Origin of the sequence: Micromonospora sp. NPDC005206 (genome assembly GCF_040608175.1) — a bacterium.
In the GTDB taxonomy this organism is placed as follows: Bacteria; Actinomycetota; Actinomycetes; order Mycobacteriales; family Micromonosporaceae; genus Micromonospora.
Genome location: NZ_JBEXHU010000017.1, coordinates 89,344 through 101,505, shown reverse-complemented (window position 1 = coordinate 101,505; position 12,162 = coordinate 89,344). Strand labels below are relative to the sequence as shown.

The window sequence follows — 12,162 nt, the reverse complement described above, 5'->3', positions numbered from 1 at the left end:
GTCGGGACCAGTCGGGGAGCCGTGCGTGATCCAGGTGCCGAGTGCGGCGATGCCCATCAGGAGTTCTCCTTGTCTGTGCTGTTGTGGCCCTGCGCCCGGATGGTCTCGTCGGCGACGTGCACGCCGTACCGGTGGACCAGTTCGCCGCCGAGGTGACCGGCGACGGTCAGCCTTGCGGAAGGTCGAAGGCGAAGCTGGATGTTTTCACCAACGCTCATTGGTGTTATCGATCATGCTCCCCCAGCGCGGCAGGAATTTCAATAGCCTTCGCTGGTGATAATCTCGGCGCTGTGAGCACGGGCGAGCGCTGGAGCGCGATGGCCTCGCTCGTCGACCGGTCCCGACGGGCGCTGTACGACTACGTGTGCCGGGCCGACCACCCCGTCACCCGGGAGGAGGCGGCCGAGGCGCACGGCATGTCCCGCAACCTCACCGCGTTCCACCTCGACAAGCTCGTCGAGTCCGGTCTGCTGCGGGCCCACTACCAGGGGCCGACCGATCAGCCCCGGGGCCGCGGCCGGACGCCGAAGGTCTACGAGGCGGCCGGCGACGGCGTGGCGATCACCGTTCCCGAACGCCGCTACGAGCTCATCGCCGAGATCCTCGCCGACGCGGTCGCCGACGACCCGCACGACGCCCCCGAGGCGGCGCGACGGCACGCACGGCGACGCGGCCGGGACATCGGAGCACGGGTACGCGACTCCGGCGAGGATCTCATCCCCGTGCTCGCCGGACTCGGCTTCGAACCCGAGACGCTCAGCGACCATGTGCTGCTGCGCAACTGCCCGTTCCACGCCCTCGCCACCCGGCAGACCGCCCTGGTGTGCGGCCTCAACCACGCGTTCCTCACCGGCATGATCGACGGCGCGGGACGCACCGACCTGCTGCCCCGGCTCGCGCCGCGTCCCGGGGCCTGCTGCGTCCGGTTGGACGGCCCGCCGGAGCACCTCTGAGAACACGCCCCAGGCCTGAAACTGTCGGAGGTCGCCCGCACCGGCTCGGCTGCGCCGGCTCGGCTGCGCCGGCTCGGCTGCGCCGGCTCGGCTGCGCCGGCTCGGCTGCGCCGGCTCGGCTGCGCCGGCTCGGCTGCGCCGGCTCAGTGCAAGGTCATGCGAGGACGCGTGTGCGCGTGGACCCGGGGGCGTGGTCCTGCGCGTCGAGGTCACGCAGCGCGAAGCGGAGGTGTTCCCACTCCTCGTCGATGATCACCTGAAGGCAGTGCAGGACCGGCTCCTGGTGGTCGGGTGACCATGCGGTGGGCCGTGGTTCGGCGAGCAGCTCCGGAGTGATGGTCGCGAGGAAGTCCCGAACGCTGGCCTGCCGCTCGGCACGCACCTCAAGGAGCTCTGCGAACGTCGGCTGCTCCGTCGAGAACACCGACATGTCGAAGCCGTCGGTCTCGTACTCGACGTGCGGCTGGCCGAGCGGGTGGAAGGGCTGCGGCAGGCGCAGGATCGCCTTGCCCAGCCACGCGTCGGTGGCGAACGCGAGATGGCGCAACGTCTGCGCGAACGACCACTCGCCGCCGATCGAGACGTCGGCGGCACCCTCGGGCATGGACATCACCCGGTCGACTGCGGCCGCCCAGGCCCGTTCGGTCGCCGCCCACGCCGCGCGGAGGCTGGTCGGGTCCGTGGCCTGCCTCAGCTCGCGCCCGGGGAACCGCCGGTTGAGTTCCGCCTCGACGAGCGGCGCGACGTCGACACCGTTGACCAGGAGCGCACCGTCGGCCAGCCACGGCGCATCGATGTCGAGCCTCCGCACGTCGACGCCGCGCATCACGGCGCCGGCCAGCGTCGACCTGGTGAACCTCGAACCCCGCAGGTCCCTGTCGACAAACGTCGCGGCGTCGTCCCGGGCCATGGCGTCCTCCTACCCTCTTGGCGATCGCGGCGATGCTAGCGCGCCTGTCCGACAACCCGTCGCCCTCCGGGCCGCGGTCGTCGGGGCGGCGCGCGTACCAGTAGTCGACGCTGGACGCCGCCGACGAGCCCTGCTCCGTCAGGCGTCCTTGACGAAGACGATCCCGTCGGTGCTGGCCACGTGGGCCGGGTCGAGCGGGGAGTAGCCGAACCAGGGGGACACCCGGGCAGCGGGCGTCACCGTGGCGAGGGCGGAGGCCAGTCGGCCGGCATCGACGACGTGACGGTCCTCCGGCAGCGCGTACAGCAGTCCCTCGATGGTGTCCGGGGGCGGGGAGTCCACGCCATGGTGGCGGATCGTGCCGAGTGCTGTGGCGAGGAAGGCGTACCCCTGGCCCAGGTGGGCGTCGACGATCGCGCCGGCGCCCCACCATTGGACCGGCAGGTCGCCCATCCGCATGCTGCTCCTGTCCCGCTGAAGGTGGCCGTTGTGGGCGTTCACCAGCGCCGGGCCCCGCTCGGCGATGGCGAGCAGGTTGGCGGCCATCATGGAATCCCGTACGCCGAGCAGCCTCGCCATGCGGCTGGGTGACGTGTCGGCCATCGCGAAGTGGTAGCGCAGCAGGCCGATGGCGGTGCGCCCGTACAGGCGTGCCCTGTGCCAGTCCTCGCGTGCGGACGCCGCGATCAGGTGGGGCGTCTGCGCGTCGAGCAGCGCTACGAGCTCGTCGGTGAGCAGCCGCAGCTGTTCGGCGTCGGGCGTCCGCCCCACGGACTGGGACGGGTCCATCATCGCGGCGGGGTTGGTCCACCGGTCGTCGGCGCCGAGCAGGCGGTCGAGCGTCTCCGCGGTGCAGGGAAGAAGGTCGGCGTCGACCCAGGTGGTGACGTAGGCGTGGAGTGCGGTGAGCGCCTGCCGGGGGCTCGCGGCGCCGGTGATCTCCAGCGGGCCGTCGAAACCGGCGAAGCGCAACCGCTCTGCCACGGGCCGGCCGTCGTTGTACGCGCGCATCCAGCGCACCAGCTCCCGGTTGCCCGCGAAGGCGCCCCACTCGTGGCTGAAGCCGCGCTCCATGGCCTCGTCGAGGGTGCCCGTGCCCGAGGTGACGTAGTCGTCCACGATCAGGCCCATCAGGCAGTCGCTCTCGATGGCGATCGTCCGGTAGCCCTCCTGCTCGACGAGGTGCCGGAAAAGATCGTTCCGCAGGTCGAGCAGACCTCCCGCGCCGTGGGTCGGCTCACCCAGGGCGAGCAGCCGTGGTCTGGCCGGAAACAACGCCATGACGGAAGAAGCGTCGACGGCGTGGACGGCGTCTGTGCTGCCAGCAGTCATGCCTTGAACGGTATCGTTGAACCAACGGTGCAGACTTTCCAGCAGATGTCAGCAGCACAGCGAGGCAAAACCCTCAAAGCGGTAGCTGGCTGTTGGGGGCGTCCCGGATGGCGAGTGCGGCTTGGACGAGCGCGGCGTGGGTCAGCGTCTGGGGGTAGTTGCCAAGATGGGTGCCGGTCGCCGGGTCCAGCTCTTCGGGATAGAGGCCCAGTGGGCTGGCGTAGCCGAGCATGGTCTCGAACAACTCGACCGCCTCGGTGCGGCGCCCGGTGCGGGCGAGGGCTTGAACCAGCCAGAACGAGCAGGGCAGGAACGCGCCTTCGGTGCCCGGAAAGCCGTCAGACCCCGGCGGATAGCGGTAGAGCAGCGGGCCGCCGGCGGAGAGCTGGTCCCGAATGGCGTCGATGGTGCCCTGCACGTGGGGTGACTCGACGCTGTCCATGTTCAGCAGCGGCAGGACGAGCAGGGCCGCGTCGAGGTCCTCCGAGCCGTATCTGCGCATGTAGCTGCCCGCCGTGGCATCGAAGCCGGATGCCCGGACCTCGGCGGCGATGGCGTCTCGTGCCTTCTGCCAGCGTCGACGTTGGCGGTCCGGCAGGGCGTGCGTGTCGGCGATGCGCAGCGCGCGGTCCAGTGCGAGCCAGCCCATGAGCTTGGAATGGACGTGTTGGGCAGGTTCGCGGACCTCCCAGATGCCGGCGTCGGGATCCTGCCAGCAACGGGCCACCACGTCGGCGAAGCCGCGCACCGCCCGCCACGTCTCGCTGGAGAGCCTCTGCCCTGCCTGTGCGAACGCCCAGGCGGCGTCGGTCACCCAGCCGTAACCGTCGAGCTGGTGTTGCCCGGCGGCGCCGTTGCCGATCCGTACCGGGACGCTGCCGAGGTAGCCGGGCCAGCCGGCCAGGTCCCGTTCCGCCGGCACGTGGCGCCCGTGCAGGGTGAGCACCGCCGGCAGGCGTGGCCGCTCCAGCCGGCTGGCGTGCAGCAGCCACGCGAGGAAACCGTGGGCCTCGTCGGGTTTTCCCACGCTGAGGAAGGCACTCACGCCGATGCTGGCGTCCCGGGGCCAGACATAGCGGTAGTCCCAGTTCCGTATCCCGCCGGGATCCTCGGGCAGAGACGTTGTGGGTGCGGCCACCGGGGCCCCCGAGGGCGAGTACGTCAGCAGCCGCAGGGTCAACAGACTTCGTACGACGTGTTCCCGGAAAGGCAGTGACCCGTCGATGTCGGCTGTCCAGGACCGCCAGCGGTCTTCGTCCTCGCTCAGCAGGTCCCAGGCCGATGCCGGCTCGACGTGGATCAGCGGTTCGCGATGGGCCACGGCCAGCACGAGTGTGACCGGACGGCCCGGCGTGACCCTGATCCGGGTAGGCCGGCCTGGTTCGATGGTGAGCCCGGGTGTGCTGCCCAGCGAGACCGCGAGGGACCCCCACTCACACACCAGGGCCTCGCGCCGACGCTGGATCCGGGGCCGACGGTGCCGTACACCGAAGCGGGGATCGAACTCGATGACGGCGTCGACCGCCGCGTCAGCGGCCGACAGACGCCGCACGATCAGTGTCGTGGGCAGCAGGCGGCCGCTGACCTCGGTCACCATGGCCTCGGTGAGGGTGAGCCGGCCGCTGCCCACCGCCCATGTCGTCTCCAGGGTGGCGGTGTACTGCCGGTAGCGCCGTTCGACGACCGTGGCCGGCCCGGCCGGGCCGACCCGGAACCTTCCCGCGTCGGCGCCCCCGATCAGCCTGCCGAACAGGGGCTCGCCGTCGAAGCGAGGCACGCAGAGCCAGTCGATCCCGCCGTCACCGGCGACGAGGGCAGCGGTGCGCGTGTCACCGAGCAGCCCGTAGTCGCTGATCGGCGCCGGGTCCCGGGGACAGTTCGTGTCGTTCGCGCCGGTCATGGAGATCGCCGCCGGACGGGTCGTGCGGCGCGGGTCAATCGGCCTGTAGGAGCAGCCCGAGGACCACCCCGTAGAGCACGTGGACGGCGGCCACGACCGCGGGAGTCTGGATGCCGTAGTTGACGGCGAACAGGCCGGGCGGCTCCAGCACGGCCGTGCTGGTCAGGCCCGCCCGCTGGGAGGCCATGCGCGGGTGTACGCCCGGAAGCAGCGGCAGGAGCACCGTCAGCGCGATCCCGACGTGGATGGTCCCGAGCAGCGCCCCGATCCACCAGGTGGCGCGGTGCAGCAGGGCGAACGTGGCCGCATAGCCGAGGGCGAAGCCCTGACCGGCGCAGAGGTGGATAAAGAAGCCGACGACCCGGGCCCGGTCGGGATCCTCGGTGACGAGGGTCCCGAGGACCAGCGGAAAGTCGAGGCGGGTGAGGCCGGCCAGTTGGGCAGTGGTCAGCGCCGCGGTGAGCACCGCGGTGGCGACCAGCCCGAACAAACCCCATCCGGCCCAGTCCATCTCAGCGGTGCGACCGGGCCTGAACGGCCGGACAGTGGTTCCGAGCCGTCGGCACGCGGCACCGTGACGTTCTCTCGGTCATCGGTCCGTCCTTCGGCTGAACAACGTGAAAGGTCTACGGTCCTGATCTGGACGCCCGCGTCGCACCACCTCGGACGACAGGGGCCGCGCCGGCTTTTCACCATAAGTCACCGGGATACGGCATGTTGCCTGCTCGCCGAGATGGCGCCGGGACGGCGCCCACGGACCGATTCGGGGTGCGACGTTCCCGCATCGAGGACGCGGTGTTGATCAGGGGCGTCGTGTGGCGCGCACGACGACGTCGTGCAGCGGACCCGCGTGGCCGCCAGAGCCGGTGACCGTGCGGACGTGCTCCTCGGCGGTGGTGATGTCCCACGCGGTGCTGTCCAGGCCCGCGGTGATGTCCGCGAGGGTGACCGATGCCTCGGCGGGAGGGTGGTGCCCGTGCCCGGTGGCTCCCGGGGTGTGCAGGTGCCCGACGATCAGCAGGGTGCCGCCGGGCGCCACCCATGCAGAGAGGCGGTCGTAGAAGGCCAGTTGCGGCATCGCCGGGTGCGCGTAGTGCGTCGTGACCAGATCGAACCGCACGCCCGGGTCCCAGACGGTCAGGTCCGCTTCAACCCACTGCACGCGCTCGGACACCTCGCTGTTCGCCGCGCGCTCGGCGGCGCGGGCGAGGGCTTCGGGGGCGATGTCGACCGCGGTGACATGCCAGCCGTGCGAGGCGAGCCACATCGCGCCGGCGCCGGTGCCGCACCCGGCATCCAGCGCCGTGCCCGGGACCAGGCTGCTGGTCTCGCGGGCCAGGTACGGCTGCGGCGTACTCCCGGCCATCACCGCGGGTCCGTCCCGGTGCGCCTGGTGCCAGTGCCGCTCCCAGTAGTCCTTGTCGAATCCGTGCGTCATCGGGCCACCCCTTCACCGTCTTCGCGTGTCCTTGACGACTGTGGCCGGCAGTCGAGCGATACGCAAAACTTCTTGCCAAATGGCAAAATGGGGGTATGGGCAACGACCTGGACCGCACGCTCGACGCTGTCGGGCCGAGGCTGAAGCACCTGCGGCTCCGCCGCGGCCTCACGCTCACCGACCTCGCGGAGGAGACCGGCATCTCCGCCAGCACGCTGTCCAGGCTCGAGGCGGGCCTGCGACGCCCCACCCTCGAGCAGCTACTCCCGCTCGCTCGCGCCTACGGCGTCACTCTCGACGAGCTCGTCGACGCGCCACCAACCGGCGACCCCCGCATCAACCTGCGGCCCATCGCCGGCGGCGACGGGTCGACCATCCTGCCCCTGACCCGTAGGCCCGGAGGCATCCAGGCCTACAAGTTCGTCCTCCCGACCGGGGCCGACGACCGCGAACCCGACCTGCGCACCCACGAGGGCTACGACTGGGTCTACGTCCTCAACGGCACGCTGCGCCTGGTCCTCGGCGAGCACCATCTCATCCTCAAACCGGGGGAGGCCGCGGAGTTCGACACCCGAACCCCGCACTGGTTCGGGTCCACCAGCTCCGGTCCCGTCGAGTTCCTCAGCCTCATCGGCAAGCAGGGAGAACGCGCGCACGTCCGCGTAGCACCAGGATCAGGCCCCGAGTAGGGGTGCACGGGCGGCCCGAAGCGCGTCTGCCGTCAGGTTCGGCCGCCCGCCGGGATATCGGACGGTTGCCCCGGCCGCGGCGACGGCGTATCGGGCGGCGACCGGGGGCGGGTCGCCACGCAGTAGCGCCGCGGTCAGCGCGGCGACGAGAGCGTCGCCGGCTCCGGTGGTGTCCACCACCTTCTGATCGGCCAGCGGGACGAGCAGGTGCCCGTCGCCCCACTGCTGGTCGCGCCAGACGAAGAGGTTCCCGGCGTCCACGCCGAAGGCGAGCAGCCGCGGCCCGGCCGCCAGGATGTCGCCGGCGGCGGTCAGCAGCCGGTCGATGTCGTCGGTCGGCGCTGCCGTCCACAAGCGTGCTTCGTGCGCGTCGCCGCGGACGACATCGGCCGCGGCTAGCAACGCCGGGCCGTCGCTGTCGTTGGCCGGTGCACCGTCCAGCACCACAAGCCGACCAGCGTCGTGGGCCAGACGCGCGGCGGTGAGGGCCGCCACGGGCGGCTGCTGCAACTGCACGAGTACGGCGTCCGCGGCGCACAGCAGCTCCGCGGAGGCTTCGACGTCGGCCGCGGTGAGGAGTACCTCGTCGGGCAGGTGTTGCAGGTACCGCCACCGCCCGGCTCCGTCGAGCGCCTCCACGATCAGCCCGGTGGAGGTGTCGGGCCGGCGGGCCACCTGAGTGACGTCCACCCCGTCCCGGGTGGCCTGCGCGAGCAGATGGTCGCCGATGTCGTCGTCGCCCGCCACGGCGACCAGCGCCACCGTCACGCCGAGCTGAACGAGCGCTACCGCCTGGTTGGCGCCTTTGCCGCCCAGCATCTCGCGCCGCCCCCGGACGTCGGCCGCCTGGCCGACCTCCGGCCAGTGGTCGATCTCGAGGACGAGATCGCGGGCGAGCTGGCCGATCACCACCGCGCGGGGACTGCTCATGTCGCTGTTCTACCCCGTACCGGTCATGGCTACCGGTTTGCCGAGACGAGCGGACCGACCCGACGCGGCCCTAGTCTGCGGGCGAGACGCGGCAGTGGGAACCGGTGGCATCGACACTCCAGTGTCGGCCGGCCACCGCCACACGGTGCATGCCGACCCGTCCGAGTTCGTCGGGGACGTGGGCGTCGGCGAGGAGCCCGTCCTCGCCCGGCTCGAGGCCGAGCATCGTGCGCAGAAACAGCAGGGGCGCCCCGCTGGCCCAGGCCTGCGGGTTGCAGGCGGTGGGGTACGGCACGGGCTGGCGACCGAAGGACCGGTCGTAGCCGGAGAGCGCCTCGGGCAGCCGGTGATCGGAGTCCCGGGAGGCCTCCAGCATCGCCATCGCGATCCGGTTCGCTTCCTTCCGGTAGCCGTAACGGGCCAGCCCCGCGGCGATGATGGAGTTGTCGTGCGGCCACACCGTGCCGACGTGGTAGCCGATCGGGTTGTAGCCGATGTCCAGGGCCGACAGGGTGCGTACGCCCCATCCCGAGAACATCTCCGGAGACATGAGCTGTCGCGCGACCTGTCCGGCTCGATCCTCGGGGACGATGCCGCTCCACAGCAGGTGACCCATGTTCGAGGTCATCGAGTCGATGGGCCGTTTGTCGCCGTCCAGGCCGACGGCGTAGTAGCCGCCCCGTTCGGGGATCCAGTAGTCCCGGTTGAACCTCTCGCGCAGGCCTGCGGCCTCGGCGCGCAGGCGGTGGGCCATCGAGGGGTCGTGCCATGGCCCGTCGGCCAGTTCCGCCATGCGCAGTTTCGCGTCATAGGTGTAGCCCTGTGTCTCACAGGTGGCGATCGGCAGGACGGGAATCGTCCCGTCGGCGTACTGCACACCGTCGGGGGAGTCTCGCCAGCACTGGTTGCCGAGGCCCTGGGTGGAGCGGGTGGCGTACTCGACGTAGCCGTCGCCATCGCGATCACCGTGACGGTCGATCCACCGCAGCGCGGCCTCGGCGTTCTCGCGCAGCCGGCACACCAGCTCGGCGTCCCGGGTCCATCGCCAGTATTCGGACAGGAGGATCAGCCAGAGTGGCGTGGTGTCGGCGGCACCGTAGTAGGGACGGTAGGGCTTGATGCCCAGCTGGCTGAGCTCACCCGAGCGGTACTCGTGCAGGATCTTGCCCGGCTCCTGGTCGGTGAAGTCGTCGAACACTCTGGCCTGGTGGTCGGCCAGCACGATGAGTGCTCCCCGGGCAACCTCCGAGCCGCAGGTCATGGTCTGGTACGCCGTGACCAGCGTGTCGCGGCCGAAGGTGGTCAGAAACCACGGCAGACCCGCGGAGAAGAGGACGACCGATTCGCCAGCGATGGTCTTCTCGAGCCGCATGGACACCAGATCGATCGCCGACCTGTGGTAGACGTCGCGCAACAGATCCGCCTCCGCGTGCAGACGCGGCTTCTCCGCCGCCCACCGCGTCGACGGGTCCTCCGGCCCATGATCGAACGTCTCGCCGAACCCGCGCACCACGGGCCGGCGGTCCTCCCCGCCGCACCACAGCGGCACACGCAACTCACAGCTCCACTTCTGTCCCCGCTCGAGGCGCAGGTTCCATACCAGGGCATCGCCGTCGACCAGGTCGGGAGGTGGGTCGGCTTCGACGCTCACCGAGGCGGCGTAGCTGCCGTTGCGGTAGTGGAACCCGAGTGCCGAGGCGCCCCGTCCGTCCTGGCGGGTGATGTCCGGGGTGCGGTCGCGGCCGGACTCCTTGATCTCGAACAGGTCGGCGAAGTCGGTGCCAACCGCCAGGCGCAGCCGGATCGATGTCGGCTCGATGCCGAAATAGCGCAGTTCGACGCGCTCATAGAGGCCGTCGCCGACGAAGCGCTGCCGCCGCACGCCGACCCGATTCGCGGGCAGGTGGGGCAGGTCGGCATTCGCCAGGAAGAACGCCGCCGAGTAGGCGTCGACGGTCCCGGAGGAGAGCACCAGCAGCGGGGCGTCATCGATCGTCAGCTCCCACTGGTTGAGGAACCGGGTGTCGTCGTGGACGAGACCGCCGATCGAGCCCCTCGGCACGTTCCCCGCGGCGTCGGAGAACATGAACGTACGGCCCTCCAGCACACCGACCGCGTCGGGGCCCAACTCCGGAGGCAGGTCTCGGGATGCGCCGCTGGACACCCGCCCCGCCGACATGTCCGGCCACGGATCCACGGGCGTCGGCCGCCGTGATGTCGCGGTCACCCACACCTCCTCAGGTTGCCTGACGTCACCGCACCGGGTTCCCGGCCACACGCAAGTCATCCCGCCGCGTTCGCTGCCAGTGGCGGCTGCGCGAATACGATCGCCGAGCGCCGTCCTGTGCGGTACCGGCCCGACTGTCCGGTTCGGTCCGGTGGCGCACACCGAACGACGCCAACGTTCGACGATGAGCGGGATGGCACGGGCCATCAGTGACCGACGATCATGCCTTCATGAATCCCGCTCCGGGCGCCGTCTCCGCCGATCCGCTCCGGCCCCGCCGAATCTGGTACGTCGTCGCGGCGCTGATCGCCGCCGGCGGTGTGCTGGCCGCCGCGGCGGCGCTGTTCCTCGTTCCGTTCGGGGGTGAACTCGGGCAGCCGGTCACGTCCGGACAGCCGTTCACGGTGCACCTTCCCGAGGGCGGGAAGATGGTGTGGGCCAAGGCCAGCGGCCCGGACGCACCGGGTGTGGGTTGCGCACCGGCACGGGTGGAGGCCGAGGAGCTCGAGGAGTGGCAGATGGTCTCGATGAGTTTCGACGACCTCACCCTGGAGGCGGACGGCGAACGCTGGCAAGCGGTGGTGCTGGTGGGCGCCAGGCCGACCGGCACGTACACCCTGACCTGCACGGCCTCGGCGGCGGACGGGACGCCGTCGCTGTCGATCGGCGATCCTCCCCGCTTCTACGGCGCGCGTTCGGAGGCGCTGGCCGGGCTGGCCGCCTCGATCCTGGCGCCCCTCGGCGTGCTCGTCGGCGCCGCGTTGGCGGTGGTCGTCGCGGTCCGGCGGCGGGCAGAGCGGGAACGGGCTGGTCACGCTCGTGTTGGCCCGGTCGGCCCGTGACATGATTGCGCCCATGGGTAAGCAGCAGGACGTCGGCGGGCCCGACCGTCAGAGCGGTTCAGGCACCACCAACCATCCTGTGACCGGTGGCAGCGCGGACGCGCAGCTCGCGCTCGCGCAGGACCCCGCCACGCCACAGATGACCCTCATCGATCTGGCGTCGGACCCGTCGGCGGTGGTTCGTAAGGCGGTCGCGTCCCGGACCGACGCACCCGCGCAGGCGCTGCGATCGCTGACCCGGGACGCTGATCGTCAGGTCCGGGAGGCCGTTGCGAGAAACACGTCGACCTCGGTCGGCAATCTCCTGCGTCTCGTCAAGGACGCCGACCGGTGGGTCCGCTGGGCGGTCGCCGGCAACCCGGCCTGCGATGAGTCGGTTCGCCAGGTGATGGCGGCGGCGCCCGACAAGGAGCTTCGCGGTCTCCTCGCGGAGACCCGGGGGTTGGAGCCCGACCTGGCCGCAAGGTTGATCGACGACGTCTCACCCGAGGTACGGGAACGACTCGCCACCCACACCCACGACCCCGACGTGATCACCGCCCTGATGGCCGACCGCACCGCGCGCGTACGCAAGGGGGTCGCCCGCAACCCGCGGACCACCGCCGCGCAGCGCAGCGTGCTCGCCCAGGACCCGGTGGTCGACGTCCGCGCCGCGCTGGTGCGGGCGGTCGAGCTGGACGAGGCGGATCTGGAACGCCTGGTCGACGACCGTTCGGTGCAGGTCCGACTGGCGATGGCGAAGTCCGAGGTCATCCCGTCGCGGATCCGGCACGCTCTCGGGCGTGACCCTGACGAGACGGTGGCCGACGCGGCGCGGAGCTTCCGCCCGGGAGCGGGCAATTCGCCGGTGGTACGGGCGCCACGCGTCGGTCACCGGCGCTCCGGGACCGGCCCGGGTCGCCCGGGCGGCGCCACGCGTTGAGGAGCCGGCGGCCGCGCCG

General features: G+C 71.2%; 12 protein-coding genes. 4 read left to right on the top strand and 8 right to left on the bottom strand.

Going from position 1 to position 12,162, the window contains the following annotated elements; genetic code table 11:
- Positions 1-56: 56 nt before the first annotated feature.
- Positions 57-218, bottom strand: a complete 162-nt coding sequence (locus ABZU69_RS25320) for a hypothetical protein (RefSeq protein WP_354966831.1) — start codon at positions 216-218, stop codon at positions 57-59.
- 72 nt (positions 219-290) lie between these two features.
- Here ABZU69_RS25320 and ABZU69_RS25315 point away from each other — a divergent pair, with 72 nt between their 5' ends.
- Positions 291-953, top strand: coding sequence for a helix-turn-helix domain-containing protein (locus tag ABZU69_RS25315; RefSeq protein WP_354966830.1), 663 nt, complete (start codon positions 291-293; stop codon positions 951-953).
- Between the two features lie 154 nt (positions 954-1,107).
- Here the strand turns inward: ABZU69_RS25315 and ABZU69_RS25310 are convergent, their stop codons facing one another.
- From ABZU69_RS25310 to ABZU69_RS25290, 5 genes are all read right to left on the bottom strand, one after another.
- Positions 1,108-1,863: a DinB family protein gene (locus tag ABZU69_RS25310; protein ID WP_354966829.1), complete on the bottom strand. Its 756-nt coding sequence runs from the start codon at positions 1,861-1,863 to the stop codon at positions 1,108-1,110.
- 138 nt (positions 1,864-2,001) lie between these two features.
- Positions 2,002-3,195 carry an erythromycin esterase family protein gene (locus tag ABZU69_RS25305; RefSeq protein WP_354966828.1) on the bottom strand — a complete coding sequence of 398 codons (1,194 nt, stop codon included), beginning with the start codon at positions 3,193-3,195 and terminating at the stop codon, positions 2,002-2,004.
- Positions 3,196-3,268: 73 nt separating this feature from the next.
- Positions 3,269-5,095 (bottom strand): glycoside hydrolase family 15 protein, encoded by a 1,827-nt coding sequence (locus ABZU69_RS25300; protein ID WP_354966827.1) that lies wholly within the window; start codon positions 5,093-5,095, stop codon positions 3,269-3,271.
- A 34-nt stretch (positions 5,096-5,129) separates the two neighbouring features.
- Complete coding sequence (locus tag ABZU69_RS25295; RefSeq protein ID WP_354966826.1) at positions 5,130-5,606, bottom strand: hypothetical protein; 477 nt, start codon at positions 5,604-5,606, stop codon at positions 5,130-5,132.
- Positions 5,607-5,897: 291 nt separating this feature from the next.
- Complete coding sequence (locus ABZU69_RS25290; RefSeq protein WP_354966825.1) at positions 5,898-6,533, bottom strand: class I SAM-dependent methyltransferase; 636 nt, start codon at positions 6,531-6,533, stop codon at positions 5,898-5,900.
- 95 nt (positions 6,534-6,628) lie between these two features.
- Here ABZU69_RS25290 and ABZU69_RS25285 point away from each other — a divergent pair, with 95 nt between their 5' ends.
- On the top strand, positions 6,629-7,222 hold the full coding sequence (locus ABZU69_RS25285; RefSeq protein ID WP_354966824.1) for an XRE family transcriptional regulator: 594 nt from the start codon (positions 6,629-6,631) through the stop codon (positions 7,220-7,222).
- Here the strand turns inward: ABZU69_RS25285 and ABZU69_RS25280 are convergent.
- Positions 7,208-8,152 (bottom strand): PfkB family carbohydrate kinase, encoded by a 945-nt coding sequence (locus tag ABZU69_RS25280; protein ID WP_354966823.1) that lies wholly within the window; start codon positions 8,150-8,152, stop codon positions 7,208-7,210. The two genes, ABZU69_RS25285 and ABZU69_RS25280, sit on opposite strands and share 15 nt — an antisense overlap.
- Positions 8,153-8,222: 70 nt before the next feature.
- A complete protein-coding gene (locus ABZU69_RS25275) occupies positions 8,223-10,379 on the bottom strand; it encodes a glycogen debranching N-terminal domain-containing protein (RefSeq protein WP_354966822.1) in 2,157 nt (718 codons plus the stop codon).
- A 230-nt stretch (positions 10,380-10,609) separates the two neighbouring features.
- Here ABZU69_RS25275 and ABZU69_RS25270 point away from each other — a divergent pair, with 230 nt between their 5' ends.
- Positions 10,610-11,221 (top strand): hypothetical protein, encoded by a 612-nt coding sequence (locus ABZU69_RS25270; protein WP_354966821.1) that lies wholly within the window; start codon positions 10,610-10,612, stop codon positions 11,219-11,221.
- A gap of 13 nt (positions 11,222-11,234) precedes the next feature.
- A complete protein-coding gene (locus ABZU69_RS25265) occupies positions 11,235-12,143 on the top strand; it encodes a hypothetical protein (protein WP_354966820.1) in 909 nt (302 codons plus the stop codon).
- Positions 12,144-12,162: the final 19 nt, after the last annotated feature.